Source organism: Sorangium sp. So ce726 (assembly GCF_051521405.1).
Taxonomy (GTDB): Bacteria; Myxococcota_A; Polyangia; order Polyangiales; family Polyangiaceae; genus Sorangium.
Window position 1 is genome coordinate 11133628 of the sequence record NZ_CP150349.1, and the last position, 22499, is coordinate 11156126.

Sequence of the window (22499 nt, forward strand, 5' to 3'; positions counted from 1 at the left end):
GATCGGCCGGTCCCCCAAACTATCAATCGATTGGTCAACCGAAGCCGCCGGACCAGGTTTGTCTAAATCGTCGCCTTTTATGACCTCCCCCACCAAAAATCTTACGGATCGGCTCTGCGCCGCAAGGCCAAATGCTGTCCAGCGCCATAGCGTAGATCCGTCTAGCACCGGCGGCAGTCGCCGCCCTACCCGCGCGAGCCGCAGCCTGTCCGCTGCCGCCTTCCGGGCGGCCTCCGCCGGAGGGCGGGGGGGCCGGCCGGCGGCCCGCGCGCCTGGCCGACGCCGCCGGCAATGCGGCGTAGACGACCCGGGACGCGAGCGCGTCGTTCCCGAGAGCTCCCTACGACGCCATCCTCAGCATCCTTAGCAGGCCGCCCGGTGCCTCGACCGTGAGCGTCAGCCGCGCCGGCGCGTCGATCCGGGCGAGGCGCGAGGGGCGACGTTCTCTATTCGATCGAGAACGTGACGGCATCGTCCGTCACGTTCTCCACGTCGAGCGTTCCGGTGAAGATCGCATCGAACGTGAAGTTGCGGAGGACGAACGAATAGCTCCCCTCGCCGATCGCCGCCGTCGCGTCCGAAAACGAGTGCTCCAGGCTGTCGATATGGATGTCCCCCTCGAACTCGCGCGACGCGATCCAGTAGGAATTCCCCTCAACGAGCACGGGCACCAGGGCACACGCGTCGTTCGTGGGCTCACCATCGATGAAGTCGGTCTCCCCGACGCCCCAGGCCCCGTTCACGAACGTCGCGCACCCCGCCGTGGCGAATTCATCGGAAGCGATCGCGAGCTCCGTCCTGTCGAGGCTGCTGCCGCCCGCGCCGCCGCCGCCTTCCGCATTGCCGCCCGAGCCCGCGCCGCCGCCGCCTTCCGCATTGCCGCCCGAGCCCGCGCCGCCGCCGCCCTCCGCACTGCCGCCCGAGCCCGCGCCGCCGCCGCCCTCCGCATTGCCGCCCGAGCCCGCGCCGCCGCCGCCCTCCGCACGGCCTCCCGAGCCCGCGCCGCCGCCGCCTTCCGCATTGCCGCCCGAGCCTGCGCCGCCGCCGCCCTCCGCATTGCCGCCCGCACCCGCGCCGCCGCCGCCCTCCGCATTGCCACCCGCGCCGCCGCTGCCAAAGCTGACCTCATCATCCCCGCAGGCAACCAGCAAGCACCCAAGAAAGACGATCGATATCCACTTCATTTGCACCTCGGCTCTCTGTGACGCGCGGCAGCGTAACATGAGCTACAGATACGCAAAAATATCGGCCCGGACGGCTTCCCCCGCGATCTCGCAGCGCGCGCTCCCCCGCGGCCCACGCGTGCCGGCGTGAGCGATGTCGCCCGCGCCGCTCCGTGATGGAGCCTTCTTCACCTGTCGAAGGAATGCGCTCGATGCGGCGGCGTGGCGCTCGACGAGACGCCGGCGCCGCGGCGCGTCCGGCGAGGACGGCTGCCGCTCCCCGCCCTCCTGCCGCTCTTCTCAGCCCCTCAGGACCCGATCCGGATCCGCTTCTTCAGCGCGGCGAGCTCGTCGTCGACGGCCGACCCGCCCGGCTTGTCGGCGCTGCCGGCGCCGGCGCTGCCGCGGCCGTGCTCGAGCTGGGCGAACTTCGCCTCCAGCTCGGCCGCCGATAGCCCGCCGCCGGAGATCGCCTCCTCGATCTCGCGCGACGCCGCGACCTGCGCCACCTGCCCTTCGACCTGCTCCTCCATCCGCCGGAACTCGGAGAAGGCGCTCTGGCCGCCCCTCGCCCCGAGCCCCTCGGCGCCACCGCCGGCGCGCTGCTGCTGGATCTGCGCCGCGAGCGTGCCCTTCCGCGCCTGGAACTCCTCCTGCTTGGCCTCCATGCGCTCGAGCTCGGTCTTCATCGAGAGCACCGCGGAGCGCTGCTCCGCGCGCATCGCCTCGGCGCGGTCGCGCTCGCCCACCACCCGCTTCTTCTGCACGAGCGCCTCGCGCGCGAGCTTCTCGTCGTTCGCCTTCAGCGCGAGCTCGGCGCGCTTCTCCCACTTCTCCGCCTCGGCATCGAGCTCGTCGACCTTCTTGCGCAGCACCTTCTCGGCCGCCACCGCGTCGACCAGCTCCTTCCGCGCCGCGCGGACCTGGTCCTTCATCTCCTCGACGATGAGATCCAGCGACTTTTTCGGATCTTCCGCCTTGTCGAGGAGCGCGTTGACGTTGCTCGAGATGACCTTTCCCATCCGGTCGAAGATGCCCATGCCGCTAGCGTGCACCGCCCCGCCGCCCCTGTAAAGCGCCCGCGCACGGGGCCGCGGGCGCCCCCGCGGCCCCGGGGAGACCGGCGATCAGGGCGCCGGCGGGTACGCCGGACCGAAGCTCGACTCCACGGACGACCGCGTCGTCAGCAGCGGCGTCTTCAGCGTCTCGTCCTCGTACAGCGGCCTCACCACGCAGGTGTCCTCCCCGCACTCACCCCCCTCGACGAACGCGACGTCGGCGACCAGCCAGTACCGGGTGCTCCCGTCGGCCGGCGCGAACGTGACAGGCGCCTCCGGGTCGTGGAACCCGGTCGGGCCGAGATCCGCCCCGAGGGAGCCATTGCAGAAGATCTTGATCCGCGGGTGCACCGAGTAATTCCGGCCATGAGCCGAGTAGTAATGGACGCCGATCCGCGTCCACTGCCCGAACGGCGGAAAATCGACGTTGATGTTCTCGGGCGCGCAAAAATCATCGCTGTCCGGGTTCGTGACGTCGGGGTCGCACGTGATGTTGTCGATATCGAGCCGCGGGTTGTAGCACCCCTGACCGAGATCGCGCCACGCCTGCCCGGCGCCGCGAGGGGCGTAATAACACGTGTTCTTGGCCTCCTCCGGGTCCGAATACCAGCTCACCGGCTCCGGCGGCGACGCGCCGTCGCTGAACCACCGGAGCTCCGGATCCGACCCCAGCGTGTCCACGGTGCAGTTGTTGTATCCGCAGTCGCTCGGCGAGCCGGCGACCTGCCACGGCTGCGTATCGCCCGGCTTGTGCAGGTGCAGATCCAGATCCACCCCTTCGCCGCCGAGATCGTGCTCCCACTCGAGCTCGACCCGCAGGCCGGGCGCGCCGACGTAAAGGGCATACTCGCACGAGTCGGTCGCGCCGTCGGCGAGGCGCTTCGTGTAGATGACCGTGTACTCCCCCGACTGGAGCGGCTTGTAATCATCCGCCGGGCTCGCTCCGGACACCGCCGGACACGGATCGATGCCCGCGGGGCAAACGACGCTCCAGGTCTCCGAGCCAGGCTCGGCGTCCACGCTGAACGTGCCTGTCCCCTCCTTCAGATCCACGTTCGCGAACGGAGGCACCCTCAGCGCGTGGCACCCCGCGGGGTTCTCGCTGAAACAGGCCTCGGTCGCGTGGCTGCCGCCGACGCAGGGCCCCCAGACGCCCACCTCGTTGCAAAGCTCGGTGCCCGGAAAACACCCCGCCGCCCCGCGGTACGACGGATCGCCCATGAAGCACGCGTGCGCCTGCCCCGCGACGCAGGAGCACGTCTCGTCGACCCGACCGTCGCAGTCGTCGTCGAGGCCGAGATGGTTGAGGTCGCAGAGCTCCTCGGGACCGCACTGGGTCCCGCACGGGTTCACGGCAGCATCGCCGGCGTCGTCGTCGCCAGGGGCAGCCCCGCCAAGGCCGTTATCCGGAACGAAATCGCCGCTGCCGCTGCCGCCCTCGGACGCGCCGCCGCCGCCCGCGCCGCCTCCGCCGTCCCCGGGCGCGCCCCCGCTCGCGCCTAAGTCGACGCGCGGATCCGTGGCATGGCAGCCGACCGCGACGAACGCACCCGATGTCGCGGCCCCGAGAAATGCGAGAAGCGCAGAGGAGACGCCGAGATGACGCATGAAACCTCCATGTCTCGCCAGCGCGCGGTGGAGCGGCTCGGGCAGGCAGGCGCGCCCGGCGAGACACCGGCGATCAACAGCGAGGTTCCTGGTTTAGCAGACTTGGCGCGATACCAAAGCTCGCACGAGCGTAATCAAAGCACGCTCGTGCGAACGGATGTCCCGACGCCCTCTCCGGGCATATGTCGCCGGAAGGTGGGTGTCAGTCCGTCGCGCGCGGACCCCTCGCGGCCTCGGCCGCGAGCGCCGCCTGCGCCGCGGCGAGGCGGGCGATGGGGACGCGGAACGGGGAGCAGGACACGTAATCGAGCCCTGCCCGCTCGAAGAACGCAATCGAGCTCGGATCGCCGCCGTGCTCGCCGCAGACACCGAGCTTCAGCCCGGGCCGCGCCGCGCGCCCTCGATCCCGCCCGATCTCCACGAGCTCTCCGACGCCGGGCACGTCCAGCGACTGGAACGGATCCTTCGCGAAGATGCCGGCCTCGACGTACGCGCCGAGGAACCGGCCCGCGTCGTCGCGCGAGATGCCCAGCGTCGTCTGCGTGAGGTCGTTCGTGCCGAAGCTGAAGAACTCGGCCTCCTCGGCCAGCTCGCCGGCCCTGAGCGCGGCGCGCGGGAGCTCGATCATCGTCCCGAACCGGACGTCGATCCGCCGCCCCTTCTCGGCGAAGACCTTCTCCGCGACCCCCTCGACGAGCTCGCGCGTGAGGGCGAGCTCGCGCCGGGTCATGCTGAGCGGGATCATGATCTCCGGCTCCACCTCGATGCCCGCCGCCGCGACCTCGCACGCCGCCTCGAGGATGGCGCGCGCCTGCATCTCGTAGATCTCCGGCGACGTGATCGCCAGCCGGCAGCCGCGGTGGCCGAGCATGGGGTTGTACTCGGCGAGCTCCTCGCTCTTGCGCTGGAGATCCGCCGCGGAGACGCCCGTCGCCCTCGAGAGCTGCTGGAGCTGCGCCTCGTCCTGCGGCAAGAACTCGTGCAGCGGCGGATCGAGCAGCCGGATCGTCACCGGCAGGCCGGCCATCTCCCGGAAGACGCCCACGAAATCGCTGCGCTGGAACGGGAGCAGCTTCGCGAGCGCGCGCCGCCGCCCGAGCTCGCCGTCCGCGAGGATCATCTCGCGCACCGCCTGGATGCGCTCCTCGTCGAAGAACATGTGCTCGGTGCGGCAGAGCCCGATGCCCTCGGCGCCGAAGTTGCGCGCCGTCCTCGCGTCGTGCGGCGTGTCGGCGTTCGACCGCACCCTGAGGCGCCGGACCGCGTCCGCCCAGGCCATGAGCTCCTCGAACTCGCCGCTCAGCGCCGCCGGGATGGTCGGGACCGCCCCGAGGTAGACGGTGCCGGTGCCGCCGTCGAGCGTGATCAGGTCGCCGTCCTTCACCGTGATCGTGCCGGTCGCGCGCCCGTGATCGTCGTAGATCGTCACCGCCATCCGGCCCTGGCTCACGCTGATGGCCGAGCAGCCGGCGACGCAGCTCTTGCCCATCCCCCGCGCCACCACGGCCGCGTGGCTCGTCATGCCGCCGCGGGCGGTCAGGATGCCGCGCGCCGCCTTCATGCCGTGGATGTCCTCCGGCGACGTCTCGGACCGAACGAGGATCACCGCCCTGCCCTGGCCCGCGCGCCGCTCCGCCTCGTCCGCGCTGAACACCACCTGCCCCGTCGCCGCCCCGGGGCTCGCCGGCAGGCCGCGCGCGAGCAGCTCCTTCGTCGCGCTCGGGTCGATGCTCGGGTGCAGCAGCTGATCGATCGAGCCCGGATCCACCCGCAGGATGGCCTCCCGCTGGCTGATCAGGCCCTCCTTGGCCATCTCGACGGCGATGCGCACGGCCGCGCGGCCCGTGCGCTTGGCGGTGCGGCACTGGAGCAGGAAGAGCTGGTCCTGCTGGATCGTGAACTCCAGGTCCTGCACGTCGCGGAAGTGCTGCTCGAGCTTGCCCTGCACCTCGACGAGCGCCGCGTACGCCGCGGGCATCCGCGCCTCGAGCGAGCTCTCGTCGTCCACGCCGCCCTCGCTGGCGCCGGTCATCGACAGCGGATGCGGCGTGCGCACCCCCGCGACGACGTCCTCGCCCTGCGCGTTGGGGAGCCACTCGCCATAGAAGCGCCGCTCTCCGGTCGACGGATCGCGCGTGAACGCGACCCCCGTACCGGAGTCGTCTCCCAGGTTACCGAACACCATCACCTGGACAGTGCAGGCTGTCCCCCAGGCCTCCGGGATATCGTGCATCTTCCGGTACACCTGGGCCCGGTGGTTCTTCCAGCTATCGAATACGGCGCCGATCGCCCCCCAGAGCTGCGCGTACGGCTCGTCGGGGAACGGGCGACCCGTCGCCCCGAGGACGATATCCTTCTGCCGCTGGATCAAGGCCGCGAGCGACTCCGGATCGAGCTGGGAGTCGGGCACCTTGCGCTCGAGCTCAGCGGAGTTCAGGCGCGTCGCGTCGACGCCGAGCTTCGCGGCGGCCTGCCTGCGCGCGCGGCCGAGCGCCTCCTCGAAGCGGTCGCGGGGCACGCCGAGCACGATATCGGCATACGCCAGGATGAACCGCCGATAGGCGTCGAGCGCGAATCGCTCGCTGCCCGTGCGCCGCGCGAGCCCCTGCGCGATCTCGTCGTTCAGGCCGAGGTTCAGGATGGTATCCATCATTCCCGGCATGGACGCGCGCGCTCCCGAGCGGACCGACACGAGCAGCGGCGCCTCGGGGCTGCCGAACTCCGCGCCGCGCAGCGACTCCAGCCGGCCGATCGCCGCCTTGATCTCGTCCTCGACGCCAGCGGGGAGCGCCTTGCCTGAAGCGTAATAGGCGTTGCAGACCTCGGTGGTGACCGTGAAGCCCGGCGGCACCGGGATGCCGAGGCGGGTCATCTCCGCGAGCCCCGCGCCCTTTCCGCCAAGCAGATCCTTCTGCTGTGCGTCCCCGTCCGCCTGCCCTGCGCCGAAGAAATATATCGATCTCCCCATGGCGGGCGCACGCTAGACCGTCCTCGCAGTCAGGTCGAGATCCCTCGAACGGCGGAATGGAGGTCCGACGGACGGCCGACCGCCGACGGCCCCTGTCAGATCCAGAGCCGTCGGAACCGCGGCGTGCACCTCACAAAAATACCGGCTCTCGCCGGCGGACGAGCTATGAAGCCGCGCATGAAGCGCTTGTCCCTCGTCCTCGTTGCGATGTTCGCCGTCCCCCTCATCGCGTGCGACCAGAAGCCCGCCTCACAGGCGATCGCCGACGCGCCGGTGAGCGCCTCGGTCAACCCGACCCCGCCGCCGCCGCCCACCCCTGAGCCCGCCGCCACGCCGCAGCAGCCCGAAGAGCCCGCCGGCCTGCCCGCGCCGCCGGACGTCGCGGCGCCGCCCGCCGACGCGCAGAAGACGGCATCGGGCCTCGCGTTCAAGGTGCTGGCGCCGAGCAAGGAAAAGGCGCATCCCGGCCCGGACGACAAGGTGACGGTCCACTACACGGGGTGGACCACGGACGGGAAGATGTTCGACAGCTCCATCGTCCGCAACGAGCCGGCCACCTTCCCGGTGGGCGGCGTGATCAAGGGATGGACGGAAGCGCTCCAGCTCATGAGCAAGGGCGAGAAGCGCCGCCTCTGGATCCCTGGGGACCTCGCCTATGGCGACAAGCCGACCCGCCCGGGCGCCCCGGCCGGAATGCTGGTGTTCGACGTCGAGCTGCTCGACTTCGCCCCCGCGCCGAAGCCTCCGCCCGTGCCGAAGGACGTGAAGGCGGCGCCGAAGGCCGCGACGAAGACCGCCTCCGGCCTCGCCTACCAGGTCCTGCAGAAGGGAACGGGCACCGAGCACCCGAAGCCGACGAGCCGCGTCACCGTGCACTACACGGGGTGGACCACGGACGGGAAGATGTTCGACAGCTCCATCGTCCGCGACGAACCGGCCACCTTCCCGGTGGGTGGCGTGATCAAGGGGTGGACCGAGGGCTTACAGCTGATGGTGAAAGGCGAGAAGGCGCGATTCTGGATACCGGCCGACCTCGCTTACGGCGACAAGCCCACACGGCCCGGCGCGCCCGCCGGCATGCTCGTATTCGACGTCGAGCTCATCGACTTTCGCTGAACCGTCGGCCGGCGCTTTACATCCGGCCGACTGCCTGGTCACATGATGGCTGCGAGCGGCCAGGCATGCTGACATCCATCCGACTCAGGAACTTCAAGAGCTTCGCCGATCAAACGGTGGAGCTGTCCCCCTTCACGCTGCTGCTCGGGGCCAACGGCGCCGGGAAGAGCAATTTCCTCGACGCCCTGCGCTTCCTGCAGGGCGTCGGGCTCGATCTACCCCTGTGCGACATCTTCCGCGGCCGCGTCGACGGCAAGCGCGAGGTGTGGCCGGGCCTGCGCGGCGGCACGCAAGGGGCCACGCACAGGGGCGCCAAATCGTTCACCATCGAGAGCCGATGGGCGATCGGGAAGGATGAGCTCACACACAAGATCACGTGTCAGGTCGAGCCTGACGTGATCGTGGAGCACGAGTCGCTCGAGGCGAAGTCGGCCGGGGGCCCGCTCTTCGACACGCCGGCGTCGGCGCTGAAGGGGCTGGAGGGGTTGACCTCGGGCGGAGTGATGAAGGCGGCGTCGAAGAAGGGCCGCTCGATGCGGCTCGCGTCCATGGATCGCAACCCCGCGCGGCGCAGCCTGCTCGGCCAGATAGAGCACCACCGCGGGCGCGGCGACGACGTGAGCCTCTCGGACGTCATCGCGCTCTGCAACGCGCTCCAGGTCGCGATGCGAAGCACGCTGTCGCTCGACATCGATCCTTCGCGGATGAGGGGTTATGTGCCGCACGAGATAGAGAACCTCGGCGCCGGCGGGCAGAACCTCTCCGCCGTGCTCCGCTGGCTCTGCCAGGAGGCCGAGCACAAGGCCGATGTGCTCGGCTGGGTGCGCTCGATCTTCGCGCCCGAGATCGAAGACATCGATTTCGCGGAGACGGGCCTCGGCGACGTCATGATGGTGCTCGTCGAGAAGGGCGGCGCCCGCGTCCCGGCGCCGAGCCTCCCGGACGGCGCGCTGCGCGCGCTCGGCAAGATCGCCGGCGTGCTCACCGCGCCGGAGGGGTCGCTCCTCCTCGTGGAGGACCCGGACGCCGGCATGCACCCCGAGCGCGCCGCCGTGCTCGCGCAGCTCCTCGAGGGGGCGGCGCGGCCCTCCGTCTGCCAGATCGTGGCGACGACGCACTCGCCCGCGCTGCTCCGGGGGGTGTCGAAGCAAGGCCTCAGCCGCGCGATCGCGTTCCAGCGCGACCCCGAGACCTCCGCCACGACGACGCGCCGCCTCGCCGACCTCCCGCGCTTCGAGGACATGGCCGAGCGCGATCCCGGAGAGCTGCTCTCCTCGAAGGCGCTCTCCGCGTAGACGCGGCGAACCAATCCCTGTACAGCATTATCATTGCATTGCAGTGTCGCGGGCTCGCGATAACGATAAGCATTTTCATTTTCTTGAAATGCGTTGTGGATGCTCACAATGCCATCTAGGGTCCTCCGCGAGTTGACAGCGCGGCGCTCGCTGCGCGAACACAGCGTCAAAGAGGTCCTCACATGCTTTCCCATAAAACTGCACTTCAACTGGTCCTCTCGTTGACCGTCGGGCTCGCGGCGGCTGCCTGCTCTGACGACAGCGGCGAGACCGACACCAGCACCAGCACCAGCAGCAGCAGCAGCGGCTCGACCAGCGGCAGCACCACCAGCAGCAGCAGCGCGGGCCAGGGCGGCGGCACCGGCGGGACCGACGGCCAGGGCGGCGGCACCGGCGGTGAGGATGTCGGTACCGGCGGCCAGGGCGGCGGCACCGGCGGCTCCGATGTCGGCACGGGCGGCCAGGGTGGCGGCACCGGCGGCGCTGGCACCGGCGGCGAAGGCGGCTCCGCCCCCGCCGGCGACCCCCTCTGCGGCGCGGACACCGCGACCTTCGCTGATGTGCGGACGATCCTGACCGCGACCTGCGCGGGGTGCCACGGCAACGCCGGCCCCGCGGCCGCCGGCCTCGATCTCCGTGCGAACGCGGCCCATCGCGAGCTCGTCGACGGGGACAGCACGGAATGCGCCGGCAAGACGCTCGTCGTGCCGGGCAAGCCGAGCGAGAGCTACATCATCAACAAGGTGCGCGGCACCGGCCTCTGCGGCGACGACACGCGCATGCCCCCCCCGGCGTCGGGCGCGGCCCTGCCCGAGGCCAGTATCAAGAAGATCAACGACTGGATCTGCGCCGGCGCTCCCCAGTGAGCCCCTCGGCCCGACTCACCGCCTCTCCCGGCGGGGCGGGCTCTCAGTAGACCTTGCAGCGCGCGCCGCCCACGGCGCGCGCATACGGGATCTTCGCGCTGCGCCCCTTCACGTAGATCGCCCCGCCCGGAGCGGGCCTCGGGATCACGGCGCCGCTCGCGAGCGGCCGTCCGGTGGGCAGCTCCTCGACCTCGATGACGATATCGTTCCCCTCCTGATCGACCGCCGAGATCGACGGCCGCCGGCTCTCCTCGTCGGGAGCGCCGCCCGGGCAGGACACCCCGCGCGCGCTCAGCGCGATGGCCAGCGTATTGGCCGAGGTCTCCGGCGCGCCGGCCGCCCACTGGAACCTGGGATCGCGCGCTTCCCCCACCTCCACGGCCAGGCAGCTGCAGCGCTCCTTGCGCGAATCGGCGCGCGCGAGCGAGAGATCGTGCCGCACGCCCACCCATGACGAGGACGCCCGCTCCTCGGGCGTGGACGGGGCGCCGCCGAAGTCGTCGGGCGCGCCGAATGCCCTGCGCGGCGCCTTCTTCTTCGCGCCCGCCTGATCCGCCGGCGCGGCGGGATCGACGGTGTCGCCTTCCCAGAACGCCGCGGCGCCCGCGTGCTGGTTGCCGCCGCAAGCGGCGAGGAAGACTCCGGAGAGGAGCGCAGCGAAGCGCGCAATCTGGACGCACGAGGGAAGCATGCAGTGCGATCTTCGCACCGGCGCCGCCAGCGGCCAAGGTTTGTGCTGAGTCGGAGGTAAAAGAGAGAGAGAGAAGCGCTGCTAGGCGGGGACACACACGCTGCGCGCCGGAAGCCCGGCGCGCAGCGCAGGAGCCTTCACTTCGGCTTGATCTCGGTCAGGACGAGCAGGTAGTCCGGCGAGTTGTTCGGCGAGAGCTTCGCGTACGGGTTCTCCTTGCTGGGCCACCCGACGAAGCGCTTCGTGCTGTACTCGCCCCAGGACGGGTTCTTGAACAGCGGGATGACCGGCACCTGCTGGGCGTAGATCATCTGCAGCTCGTCGACGATGCTCTTCTGCTCCGCCGGATCCGTCGCGGCCGCGAACTTCTTGAACAGCGGCTCGGCCTCCTTGGCGGAGAAGCGGTGCCAGTTGCGGTTCGTGACCTCGTTGACGGGCTTCACGAACTCCGGGGCCATGAGATCGCGGTAGTAGTTGAACGGCGTGGGCTCGGTGTTGGTCCAGCCCATCGACATGTCGAACGTGCCCTTCTGGAGCGCCTCGAAGAACGCGCTGAAGTCGTAGGTCTTCAGCGTGGCTTCGATGCCAACGGCCTTCAGGCTCTGCGCGGTGATCTGGACCGCGCGCACCCAGTCGGACCAGCCGGTCACGACGTTGATGTCGAACTTCAGCGGCTTGCCGTCCTTCGCGCGGATCCCGTCGGCGCCCTTGGCGTAGCCGGCCTCGTCGAGGAGGGCGTTCGCCTTGGCCACGTCGAAGGTCGTCCAGTCGCCGGCCGCGGCAGCCTTGTCGCTGCGCCAGCGCCCGTAGGCGTCGTCGAGCCCGGTCCCGTCCGCGCCGACCGTGTAGCCGTTGACCGCGACCTTCGCGATCTGGGCGCGGTCGATGGCCATGCTGATGGCCTTGCGCAGCTTGATGTCGTCGAACGGCTTCTTCGTGGCGTTCGGGTAGAGCGTCACGGTGCCGCCGACGAGCGGGAACCAGTAGTGGTTGTTCTCCGGGTCCTTGGCGACGTAGGTCTTGTCGATGTCGGGCACGAAGTTGCCGGCCCAGTCGACCTCGCCGTTGATGAGCGCCAGGTTCGCCTGGTCGTTGCCCGGGTACGCCGGGAAGCGCAGCCCCTCGACCGCCGGCTTGCCCTTCTGCCAGTAGTTCGGGTTCTTGCCGAGCTCGTAGATCTGGTTCTGGAAGGTCTTCACCTCGGTGAAGGGCCCCGTCGCGACCGGGTTCTCGTTCGTGAACGTGACCGGGTCGGCGACGTCCTTCCACTTGTGCTCCGGCACGATCGGCTGATGGCCGATGTAGGTGAGGCCGGGGACGAAGGCTTCCTTGAAGACGAACTCGACGGAGGTGTCGCTCTTGGCCTCCACCGACTCGATGAGCTTCCACACGCCCGTCTGATCGAGCGCCGGGAACTTCTTGAGGAGCCCGAACGTGAAGGCGACGTCCTTCGCCGAGAAGGGTTGTCCGTCAGACCACTTGACTTCGGGGCGGGTCGTGAAGGTGAGCTTCTTGTTCGCGTCGCTCCACTCGAACTTCGTGGCGAGCCACGGGGTGTACTCACCCTTCATCGTGTTGTACACGATCATGGGCTCGTAGATGCCCGCGACGGTGGGGAAGCGCGTGGCCCCCTCGCCGAGCAGGGGGTTGAAGTTGCGAACCCAGGACGCCTGCTGCTCCCTGGAGATGGTGACGAACTTCGCGCCGCCCTTCGCATCGCCCTTCGCGCCCGCAGCCCCGGCAGCGGGCCCGGCCGAGCCCGCGGGCGCCGTGCCACCGGACTCGGACCCCTTGTTGTCGCAGGCCGCCGTGGCGCCGACAGATAGGACGAGCGCCGAAAGGGCAAAAATGCGGCGCGACATGGATCGACTCTTCATAAGCTTGCTCCCTACGCGGCGACCTCGGTCGCCCACGACGATCCTCTCATTCAACCGACAGCTCGCAGCGCCGCAGCGCAGCGACAACAGCAGACCGTACGGCGGCGCCACGGATGAGCCGCGACTGCGGCAACCTGACGCCGGCGCACTCTACCGGCCGACGTAGAGAAGTGTCAACCTGACGAATCGAGGGATTCCCCGGCCGCCGCGCCGCCCGCGACCTGATCGGATGCGCACGCCGGGGCCGCGGCGCACCGCAGCAAGCCGCGCGCGCTCTCTCCTACCCGCGCGATTACCCGCGCGATCCCGCGTGATCCCGCGCGCTCAGAACTCGGCCGGATCGCTGTAGGTCCCGAGGACGTCGCGCAGCACGTCGCAGATCTCCTGCTCGGTCGCGTAGGCGCTGGCGGCCGCGATGAGGGGCGGCATCAGGTTGTCGCGGCCGCGCGCGGCGCTCCTCACGTCGGCCAGGGCGCGCCGCACCTGGTCCTGGTCGCGCTGGGCCTTGACCCGGGCCAGGTTCTCGCACTGCACGCGCTGCACCTCCTCGTCGATCCGGAGGAGGGGGATCGTCTTCTCGCCCACCGCGGCGTAGCGGTTGACGCCCACCATGATCCGCTCGTTCGATTCCAGCTCTCGTTGAAACCTGTAGGCCGAGGCGGCGATCTCGCGCTGCGGATACCCCTTCTCGATGGCGGCCACCATCCCGCCCATCTCGTCGATCCGCTGGATGTACGCGAGGGCCTCCTTTTCCAGGCGGTCCGTGAGCCACTCCACATAGTAGCTCCCGCCGAGCGGATCGATGGTGTTCGCGACCCCGCTCTCGTGGGCGATGATCTGCTGGGTCCGGAGGGCGATGGTCACGCTCTCCTCGGTCGGGAGCGCGTACGTCTCGTCGAGCGAGTTCGTGTGGAGCGACTGGGTGCCGCCGAGCACGGCGGCGAGCGCCTGGAGCGAGACGCGGACCACGTTGTTGTACGGCTGCTGCGCCGTCAGCGACACGCCGGCCGTCTGCGCGTGCGTCCGCAGCCTCATGCTCTCGGCCTTCTTCGCCCCGTACCGCACCTTGAGGAACCGCGCCCACATGCGGCGCGCGGCGCGGAACTTCGCGATCTCCTCGAAGAAGTCGCTGTGGACGTCGAAGAAGAACGACAGGCGCGGCGCGAAGGCGTCGACGTCGAGGCCGCGCGCGACGCAGCTCTCGACGTAGGCGAGCCCGTCCGCGAGCGTGAACGCGAGCTCCTGCGCGGCGGTCGAGCCCGCCTCGCGGATGTGGTAGCCGCTGATCGACACCGAGTTCCACCGCGGCACCTCGCGCGCGCAGAACTCGATCATGTCGGTCACGATGCGCATCGCCGGGCGCGGCGGGACGAGCCAGGCGTGCTGGGCGATGAACTCCTTGAGGCAGTCGTTCTGCACGGTGCCGCCGATGCGGCTCCGCGGGATCCCGCGTTTGTCGGCGAGCGCGATATAGAACGCGAGCAGCACGGCGGCGGGGCCGTTGATGGTCATCGACGTCGTCACCTGGTCGAGCGGGATGCCGTCGAAGAGCACCTCCATGTCGCGGAGCGTGTCGACCGCGACACCGCACATCCCCACCTCGCCGAGCGACCGCGGAGAGTCGGAGTCGTAGCCCATGAGGGTCGGGAAATCGAAGGCGGTCGACAGGCCCGTCTGGCCCTCTGCGAGCAGGTATTTGAACCGTGCGTTCGTCTGCTCCGGCGTGCCGAAGCCCGCGAACATCCGCATCGTCCAGAGCCTGCCGCGGTACATCGTCGGCTGGACGCCCCGCGTGAACGGGTACTCCCCGGGCAGCCCGAGATCCGCCGCGTGGTCGACCGGCGCGTCCGCCGGGGTCGAGAGGTCAGGGACGTCGATGCCGCTCCACGTGGTGAAGCGCTCGCTCCGCGGCGGGAAGCGCGCCGACGCCTCGGCGACCGGGCCCGCGCGCCACGCGGCCACCGCGCGCCGGAGCGCCGCGAGCCCTGCCTCGTCGAGCGCGAGCCCCTCTCCGCCCCCGCCGTTCGTGGAACGGAGCGCGTCGCCGCCGCTCTCGCCGGCGTTTGCCGGGGACCCGACCGCGCGGTCCGCCGCGGTCTCCGGAGGGGGGGTGAGCTCTCGAGGCGCCATGGCCGGCATTTTAGCGCGGCGGGCGCGCGATGGCGCCGGCCAACGCAGAGGACGCCGGCGCGGACGTGCGCCGCATCACGGGCAGTCCGCGTGGAATACCGCAGAGGCGACCGGCGTCGCCCCGTCCTCCAGCGAGTCCTCGATCGCGCCCGTGACGCGGATCCCCTCCGCGGCGCAGAGCGCCGCCGCGGCGTCGGCCGGGAGCGTCCCGCCCTGAGCGCCGGTATCGACGGTGAACGCCACGGTGACGTCGCTGTCCGGAGCGACCTCGACCGGCAGCGCCGCCGTGGTCTCGACGGGGAGCGGCTCGACGATCGAGGTCTTCTGATCGGCGCTCGTGATCGCGAAGGAGCGCACCGCGACGCGGCTGGACCCGCTGGCCCGCGCGCTCAGGTGGAGCTCCAGCGCGAAGCTCGCGGTCAGGCCGGTCCCGAGCGCGCTCGAGGAGACGGTCGCCTCGGGCGCCGCGATGGACGGCTCGACGAAGACGGCCGCGTCGGTGTTGATGCAGCCGCTCGCCATCATGGCGAGCGCCGCTGGTGCGGCGTTCGACATCATGGCGAGCGCCGCTGGTGCGGCGTTCGACATCATGGCGAGCGCGGCGGCGGCGAGCGTGGTGGCGGCGGAGCGCCTGGCGCGGGCCTTCATGGGCTCACTCTCTCCCGGCCCGACCGGTCCTGTCCAGATCGGCGGCGCCGCCCTTCTGCTCAGGGCGGCGCCGCACCTCCGCTCAGGGCGGCGGCGGGTTGACGCCCTTGGATCGGGCCAGGGCGCAGCCGAGCTCCACGTTGGTCGGCCCCTTGTCGGTCCGCACGACCTTGAACTCGACGCGCCGGTTCTTCTCCCAGGCCGGCGCGTTGTGGGCCGGATCGAGCGGGCAGTACTCGCCGTAGCCCATCGAACGAACGCTGTTCTTGTTGACGCCGCGCTGCGCGAGCGCCGCGGCGACCGCGTCGGCGCGGGCCTGGGTCAGCTTGAGGTTGTACGCGTCCGCCGAGCGCTCGTCGGCGTGCCCCTGCACCTCGATCATCGTGAACTCCGGGTGGTGCTTCAGCGTCTCCGCCACCGCCTGCACGATGCCGAACGACTCCGGGAGGATCTCGGCGCTGCCGGTCGCGAACTGGATCTTCTCGAGGATGACGATGTTGTTCTCCTCGATCACGACGCTGCCCTTGTCCGGGCACCCGTCCTCGTCCTCGAGGCCGTTGAACGTCTCCGGATCGTTCGGGCACTTGTCGGCCACGTCCGGGATGCCGTCCCTGTCGTTGTCGGGCTCCGGGCACCCGTCCTCGTCCTCGAAGTCGTCCTTGTCCTCGGGGTCGTTCGGGCACTGGTCGGACTTGTCGGGGATGCCGTCCTTGTCGTTGTCCGGATCCGGGCAGCCGTCCTTGTCCTGGAAGCCGTCGCGGTCCTCCGGGTCGTCCGGGCACTTGTCGCGCGAGTCGAGGATGCCGTCGCCGTCGCGATCGCCGTCGCTCCCCTCCGGGCAGCCGTCGTCGTCCTCGTCGCCGTCGCGGTCCTCCGGGTTGTTCGGGCAGCGGTCGTCGACGTCGAGGATGCCGTCCTCGTCGTTGTCCGGATCCGGGCAGCCGTACTTCCCGGGGGGCGAGTCCGCCTTCGTGTCCTGGAAGCCGTCGTAGTCCTCGGGCTCGTCGGGGCAGTCGTCCTGGTCGTCCTTGATCCCGTCGCCGTCCCGATCGCCGATCGACGGCTCGAAGACGAACCCGATGGTCCCGCGCTGCGCCGCGGACTGGAACCCGGGCGTGTACCCGACCCCGAAGCCGAGCATGAGGAAGCTGTTCCGCTCGATGAAGAGCTTGATGCCCCCCATCGCCTCGGCCGACAGCTTCTGCTCGGCGCTGTCGCCGCCGCCGACCTGCTGGGTCAGGTAGGTCTCGACCACGAGGTCGAGCGGCGTGAGGACGCGGTAGCTCATGCCGGCCCCGGCGGTGATCAGGTCGGAGTACTCGAGGTCCCCGTGCTCGAGCTGGAAGGTCGTGCCGTCCTGGCGCCGGCCGAACACGGGGTTCTTCCCGGCGTGGCCGCGGTAGCCGACGTTCGCCGCGATCCGGAACGGGTTGGTCGTGCCGAGCCGCTTCTCCAGCACGAGCTGCGGCCAGAAGAAGAACCCCGGATCCGACGCGAAGTCCTGGGTCCCGCCGACGCCGATCCCGGCCTGGGCGATCACCGCGAGCCCGATCACGTCCTGATCGGGGCGGAGGATGCGCGCCTTCGCGTGGACGGCCAGGTTGCCGAGCGCCTGCGCGTCGAGCGAGTCGTCGTTGTAGTTGGCGCTGCCGCCCGGGCCGATGTCGTCGACCGGCTTGCCCCCGTTGAGCACCACCGGGACCGAGAGCCCGACGACCAGGAAGTTGGCGATGCCGTAATCGAACTGGAACGTCCCCTGGAACGCGTGATTGAGCATCATGTCCGTTCCCCGGTCGTTCTCGGTGAGCGGCAGGATGTTGTGCCCGTAATCGAGCACGAGCCCCAGGCTGATGTCGTTCGCGCCGAGGATGTCTGCCCCGTTGACGGAGAAGAGCCCCTTGGAGTCGACCGCCGGCCGGAACAGGTGCAGGTCCATGCCGTCGCCGTTCGCGCCGTCTCCCGTGCGCGTCTGGGCCGCGGCGTCGCCCGCGGTGGCGGCGGTCATCGCGGCGCCGAGGACGAAGGAGAGCAGCCCGGCGCCCAGGCGGGAGGCTCGGCCGGGGCGCGCCTGGGCCGGGAGCGCCGGGAGCCGGGCGTCGTTCGCCCCAGGAGCGCCTGGGAGCGGTTCGGCGGGGAGCAACGGGGAACGAGGCGTCATGGGGAGGGTCCTCGGGGTCGTGAGGTCGCTATCAAGCAAGCGCGTGGGGCGCCCGGCGCCACGTACCACCGCGCGAATTCCGGTGTCAAACAGACGGCGCGGCGAGCTCGCGGCGCGAGCGAGCGCCGCGCCCGGTTGGACCTGCCACGCGCCCGTCACCGGGCGCTCGGCATGGGAGCGGCGCGCGCCCGCTGCTCCCTCGCGAGGGCCCGCGATCCGCCGGGAATCATGAGTTGATGCGCGTTGATGCGCGCCGACGTGCCGCGCGGCCGAACGCCGGGACGTCCGGATGGGGCGAAGTTGTCCGGACGATCGGAGCGGAGTATTCCGTGGAAGGTTGGGGCAACAGGTGCTCGGCGCGTGCTCGAGGGTCGAGGGGAGGCCCCCGTCGCTCGCGGACCTCGCTCCTGGAGGGATAGATGCTGTTAACGAGATGGACTGGGGCGGCCGCGGTGATCGCGGCCACGGCGCTGCTCGCGTGCGAACGGGAAGGCGCGAGCGACGGCGACGGCGCAGCGTCTGCGGTGACAGCATCGAGGCGGGCTCCGCGGAGTGCGACGACGGCAACACCGCCGACGGCGACGGCTGCAGCAGCACCTGCCACGACGAGAGCGACTGATCCGCGCCGCCGAGCGGCGCCCCTCTCAGGGCGTACGCGTCTTGAGGCTGTCGATCGCGTGGACGGGCGCCTGATCGCCGGCCATCAGGTGGGCGATCGCCCCGTAGACCAACCGCTGGCTCTCCAGCATGCTCTTGCCGGCGAACACCGGCGAGGTCACGACCAGGTTGAAGTGGCCCCCACCGCCGGTCACCTCGGCGGTGGAGCCCTCGATCTTCGCTTCGATGGCCTGCTTCAGGGCCTCGGGGATCGACCCCTGAAAGGTCGTCAGGTGGCTCGGCATGGGCGATCTATAGGCCATCGCCCCGCCGCGGGAAAGCCGGAGCGCGGGGCTCGGGCCGCGGCGGGGCGCGCGGTCGACGCGACGGGATGGGAGAGGTGGGATCAGGCGCGCGCGGTCGCGCCGGCCAGCTCGATCAGGCCGGCCGCGCCCATGCCGCCGCCGATGCACATCGTCACGATGGCGTACCGGCCGCCGCGCCGGCGCAGCTCGTAGAGGGCGGTCGCGGTGAGCTTCGCGCCGGTGCACCCGAGCGGGTGGCCGAGCGCGATCGCGCCGCCGTTCACGTTGAGCTTCTCCTCGGGGATCTCGAGCGTCCGCTGCACGTAGACGGCCTGCGAGGCGAACGCCTCGTTGACCTCGAAGAGGTCGATGTCCGCCATCTTCAGCCCCGTCCTCGCGAGCAGCTTGCGCACCGCGGGCACCGGGCCGATGCCCATGATGGCGGGGTCGACGCCGACGGTCACGAACGCCCGGAAGTACCCGAGCGGCTTCACGCCGAGCGCGTCCGCCTTCGCCTTGCTCATCACGAGCGCCGCGGCGGCGCCGTCCGACAGCGGCGAGCTGTTGCCCGGCGTGACGCTCCCCTTCGCCGAGAACGCCGGCTTCAGCCCCGCGAGCGCCTCCGCCGTCGTCTCCTTGCGGATCAGCTCATCGGTGCGGAAGTCGAAGGTCGCGCGCTTGCCGTTCTCGAAGCGCACCCCCTTCACGGTGACGATCTCGTCCTCGAAGCGCCCGGCCGCGCGCGCCGCCGCCGCCTTCTGGTGGCTCTTCAGCGCGAACGCGTCCTGGTCGGCGCGGCTCACCTGGAAGCGGTTCGCCACGTTCTCCGCGGTGATGCCCATCGGCGTGTACACCGTCGGACACCGCTCCATCGCCTCCGGCGACGCGCTCAGCTTGTTGCCGGTCATCGGCACCATCGTCATCGACTCGACGCCGCCGGCGACGGCGATGTCGAGCGATCCCATCGCGATGCTGCCCGCCGCGCTCGCGATCGCCTGGAGCCCGCTCGAGCAGAAGCGGTTGATGGTGATCGCGGAGCCCTCCTGCGCCATCCCGCCGAGGAGCGAGACGACGCGCGCGATGTTGAGCCCCTGCTCGCCTTCCGGCATGGCGCAGCCGAGGACGAGGTCCTCGACGTCCTCCGGCTTCACCTGGGGGACACGCTGGAGCAGCGCGGCGACGACCTCACCGGCGAGCTCGTCGGGGCGCTTCAGCGCGAGCGACCCTTTGTGGGCCCGGCCAACGGCCGAGCGGACGGCCTCTGCAATTACGACGTCGACCATGGCGTTCACCTAGTTCCGGAGGGGCTTGTTGTTCATCAGCATGTACTGCATTCGCTCGGCGCTCTTGGGCTCGCCGCACAGGCTGACGAACGCCTCGCGCTCGAGCTCGAGGATCTCGTCCTCGGTCACCTCGCGCGCCCCGCCGCCAGCGCCGCCGCAGAGCACCTCGGCGAGCTTGCGCGCGATCTTCGCGTCGTGCTCGCTGGCGTGGCCGCCGGCGACGAGCGTGTCGATCATCATCTGCAGCGTCGCGATCCCGCTCTCGCCCGGCAGCTTGTAGGCGCGCGGCACGGGCGCGTGGTACCCGGCCTCGGCCAGCCCGATCGCGCGCGCCTTCGCCTCGTACAGCTGGCGCGCGCGGTCGAACGAGACGCCGTCCGTCTTGCGGAAGAAGCCGAGCGCCTTCGCCTCGTCCGCGCTGGTCGCGACCTTGGCGAGGGCGATGTTCTTGAAGACCTGCGTCACGATGTCGTACGTCGGCACCGTCACGCCCTCGGGGATCCCCTCCAGCGCGCGCCAGAGCATGTTGAGCGTCCCCGCGCCGCCCGGGATCAGGCCGACGCCGACCTCGACGAGCCCCGCGTACGTCTCGGCCGCGGCCTGCACCGCGTCGCAGGCGAAGCAGAGCTCGAGGCCGCCGCCGAGGGTCATCCCGTAGGGCGCGGCCACGACCGGCACGCTCGCGTACTTCAGCCGCTGGGTCGCGTCCTGGTACCCCTTCACCATCTTGCGGATCGCGTCCCAGTCCTTGTTGCCCGCGGCCATGGCCACGAGGAACAGGTTGGCGCCGACGCAGAAGTGCTCGCCCTGGTTGAAGACCACGAGCGCGCGGAAGTCCTGCTCGGCCTTCTCGGCGGCGAGCGAGAGCATCCCGATCGAGTCCGCATCGAGGCTGTTCGCCTTGGTCTTGAAGGTGACGCCGAGCACGCCGTCGCCGAGGTCCCAGGCCTCTGCGCCGTCGTTGGCGAGCACGGCCTTTGCGCCGCTCACGGTCGCACGCGCGCCGGCCAGCGTCACGTTGCGCGGATCGACGGACCGGGCGACGTACTCCCCCTTGAGGAGATCGAACACCGCCCCATCGGCGCGGTAGAACGACGTCGCGCCGCTCTGCTTCATGCGGAGGATCGACTCGGGCAGCTTGATGCCGTCCTTCTGCATCCGCTCGACGGTCTCGGCGAACCCGAGCGCGTCCCAGGTCTGGAACGGCCCGAGCTCCCAGTTGTACCCCCAGCGCATGGCGTCATCGATCGCCACGATGCTGTCGGCGATCTCGCCGACGCGCCGCGCCGTGTACGCCAGCGAGCGGGAGAGCACCTTCCAGGCGAACTGCCCGGCCTTGCCCGGGTCGTTCGCGAGCTTCTTCACGCGCGCGGCGGGGTCCTCGATCTTCTCGCACGACCTCGTGGCCTTCTTGATCGCCTCGTCGCCGCCGTGGGGGCGGTACTCGAGCTTGGCCGGGTCGAGCGTCTCCAGGCCTTCCTTGGCCTTGCGGTAGAAGCCGCCCTTGGTCTTGTCGCCGAGGAGCTTCGCCTCGATCATCTTCCGCATGTAGGCGGGCACCTTGAAGACGTCGCGGTCCTCGTCGCGCTCGAGCGCCGAGTAACAGTTCTCGGCGACGTGGACGAGGGTGTCGAGCCCGACGATATCGCCTGTCCTGAAGCTCGCGCTCTTCGGGTGGGCCATGGCGACGCCGGTGATGGCGTCCACGTCTTCCGGCGCGAGGCCGTCCTCGATCATGAGGTGGATGGCGGTCAGCATCGCGTGGGTGCCGATGCGATTGCCCACGAAGTTCGGGGTGTCCTTGCCGAAGACGAGGCCCTTTCCGAGCACGTCCTCGCCGAGCTTCCGCACGCGGGCGACGACGGCGGCATCGGTGTCGGGCCCGACCACGAGCTCGAGGAGCTTCATGTACCGGACCGGGTTGAAGAAGTGCATGACGAGGAATCGCTTACGGAAGTCCGCGGAGCGCCCTTGCATCATCTCCTCGATGCGCAGCCCGGACGTATTCGACGCCACGACCGCGTCAGGCCGCAGGACCTCTTCGAGCCGCGCGAAGAGGGCGCGCTTCGGCTCCATCTTCTCGATGATGGCCTCGATAACGAGGTCGCATTGGGCGAGCTCGGCGAAGTGGTCTTCGGTGTTGCCGGTGCGCACGAGGCGGGCGTTCGACGGGTGGAAGAACGCGGCGGGCTTGGCCTTGAGGGCCTTCTCGAGCCCGCCTGCGGCGAACCTGCTGCGGGCGGCCGGGTCCTTCTTTTCGGCGTCGGTGAGGTTCGGGGGCACGATATCGAGGAGCAGGACCTCGATGCCGGCGTTCGCGAAGTGGGCGGCGATGCCGCTGCCCATGACGCCCGCGCCGATGACGCCCGCGCGGCGGATTGGTTTCGTCATGCAGATCCTCCGAGAGATGAATGGGGCGCAAACCATTGACGGAAAGGGCCCCGAGCGCAAGCGTATCCGGGGTGGACGGCCGCGCGGGAGAGCGAGCAAGGTTACGCGTCGCTGTCGAGGGCGCGCGCTGATCGGCGAGGCGCGGCGGGGCGCCGCGGGACGCCGGGCGGACAAGCGCAGGTGTGTGATACCGAGCGACAGCTGCAATGAGAGGCGGCGCACGTGGGATACCGCACGAGCCAGCGCGGGTGTGTGGAGCGAGCGGCAGCTGCGATGAGAGGGGGCGCACCGGAATGAGGGGGCGGCGCATCCGGAGCGGACGTGGTGGCGTCCCCTGGACTACCG

Annotated in this window: 16 protein-coding genes; 4 read left to right on the forward strand and 12 right to left on the reverse strand. The window is 70.4% G+C overall.

Annotated elements, in window-relative coordinates; genetic code table 11:
• Positions 1–446: 446 nt before the first annotated feature.
• The 4 genes from WME79_RS41485 to ppdK all read right to left on the reverse strand — a co-directional run bounded on the left by WME79_RS41485 (position 447) and on the right by ppdK (position 6797).
• Positions 447–1184: a hypothetical protein gene (locus WME79_RS41485; protein ID WP_437526594.1), complete on the reverse strand. Its 738-nt coding sequence runs from the start codon at positions 1182–1184 to the stop codon at positions 447–449.
• Between the two features lie 287 nt (positions 1185–1471).
• Positions 1472–2203 (reverse strand): PspA/IM30 family protein, encoded by a 732-nt coding sequence (locus WME79_RS41490; RefSeq protein ID WP_437526597.1) that lies wholly within the window; start codon positions 2201–2203, stop codon positions 1472–1474.
• A gap of 87 nt (positions 2204–2290) precedes the next feature.
• The gene (locus WME79_RS41495; protein WP_437526600.1) at positions 2291–3574 is read right to left on the reverse strand and encodes a hypothetical protein; all 1284 of its coding nucleotides are present in this window, start codon (positions 3572–3574) and stop codon (positions 2291–2293) included.
• 457 nt (positions 3575–4031) lie between these two features.
• Positions 4032–6797 carry a pyruvate, phosphate dikinase gene (gene ppdK, locus WME79_RS41500; protein ID WP_437526602.1) on the reverse strand — a complete coding sequence of 922 codons (2766 nt, stop codon included), beginning with the start codon at positions 6795–6797 and terminating at the stop codon, positions 4032–4034.
• 177 nt (positions 6798–6974) lie between these two features.
• Between ppdK and WME79_RS41505 the strand changes: the two genes are divergently transcribed.
• The 3 genes from WME79_RS41505 (at position 6975) to WME79_RS41515 (ending at position 10074) form a co-directional block, all read left to right on the forward strand.
• Positions 6975–7913 carry an FKBP-type peptidyl-prolyl cis-trans isomerase gene (locus tag WME79_RS41505; protein WP_437526605.1) on the forward strand — a complete coding sequence of 313 codons (939 nt, stop codon included), beginning with the start codon at positions 6975–6977 and terminating at the stop codon, positions 7911–7913.
• 65 nt (positions 7914–7978) lie between these two features.
• Positions 7979–9208: an AAA family ATPase gene (locus WME79_RS41510; RefSeq protein WP_437526608.1), complete on the forward strand. Its 1230-nt coding sequence runs from the start codon at positions 7979–7981 to the stop codon at positions 9206–9208.
• 182 nt (positions 9209–9390) lie between these two features.
• Entirely contained in the window at positions 9391–10074 is a 684-nt protein-coding gene (locus WME79_RS41515; RefSeq protein WP_437526611.1) for a c-type cytochrome domain-containing protein, read from the forward strand.
• A gap of 43 nt (positions 10075–10117) precedes the next feature.
• Here the strand turns inward: WME79_RS41515 and WME79_RS41520 are convergent, their stop codons facing one another.
• The 5 genes from WME79_RS41520 to WME79_RS41540 form a co-directional block, all read right to left on the reverse strand.
• A complete protein-coding gene (locus WME79_RS41520) occupies positions 10118–10765 on the reverse strand; it encodes a hypothetical protein (protein ID WP_437526614.1) in 648 nt (215 codons plus the stop codon).
• A gap of 137 nt (positions 10766–10902) precedes the next feature.
• Positions 10903–12642 (reverse strand): ABC transporter substrate-binding protein, encoded by a 1740-nt coding sequence (locus WME79_RS41525; RefSeq protein ID WP_437526617.1) that lies wholly within the window; start codon positions 12640–12642, stop codon positions 10903–10905.
• Positions 12643–12966: 324 nt separating this feature from the next.
• Entirely contained in the window at positions 12967–14772 is a 1806-nt protein-coding gene (locus WME79_RS41530; protein ID WP_437526620.1) for an acyl-CoA mutase large subunit family protein, read from the reverse strand.
• Positions 14773–14847: 75 nt separating this feature from the next.
• Positions 14848–15420: a hypothetical protein gene (locus tag WME79_RS41535; protein WP_437526623.1), complete on the reverse strand. Its 573-nt coding sequence runs from the start codon at positions 15418–15420 to the stop codon at positions 14848–14850.
• An 82-nt stretch (positions 15421–15502) separates the two neighbouring features.
• Positions 15503–17578: an OmpA family protein gene (locus WME79_RS41540; RefSeq protein ID WP_437526626.1), complete on the reverse strand. Its 2076-nt coding sequence runs from the start codon at positions 17576–17578 to the stop codon at positions 15503–15505.
• A gap of 478 nt (positions 17579–18056) precedes the next feature.
• Here WME79_RS41540 and WME79_RS41545 point away from each other — a divergent pair, with 478 nt between their 5' ends.
• Positions 18057–18197 carry a DUF4215 domain-containing protein gene (locus WME79_RS41545; protein ID WP_437526629.1) on the forward strand — a complete coding sequence of 47 codons (141 nt, stop codon included), beginning with the start codon at positions 18057–18059 and terminating at the stop codon, positions 18195–18197.
• 25 nt (positions 18198–18222) lie between these two features.
• On the opposite strand, the gene WME79_RS41550 is transcribed toward WME79_RS41545, so the two are convergent.
• The 3 genes from WME79_RS41550 to WME79_RS41560 form a co-directional block, all read right to left on the reverse strand.
• On the reverse strand, positions 18223–18480 hold the full coding sequence (locus WME79_RS41550; protein WP_012240161.1) for a BolA/IbaG family iron-sulfur metabolism protein: 258 nt from the start codon (positions 18478–18480) through the stop codon (positions 18223–18225).
• Positions 18481–18581: 101 nt separating this feature from the next.
• Complete coding sequence (locus WME79_RS41555; RefSeq protein WP_437526632.1) at positions 18582–19763, reverse strand: thiolase family protein; 1182 nt, start codon at positions 19761–19763, stop codon at positions 18582–18584.
• A gap of 9 nt (positions 19764–19772) precedes the next feature.
• A complete protein-coding gene (locus WME79_RS41560; protein ID WP_437526635.1) occupies positions 19773–22154 on the reverse strand; it encodes a 3-hydroxyacyl-CoA dehydrogenase/enoyl-CoA hydratase family protein in 2382 nt (793 codons plus the stop codon).
• Between the last annotated feature and the right edge of the window lie 345 nt (positions 22155–22499).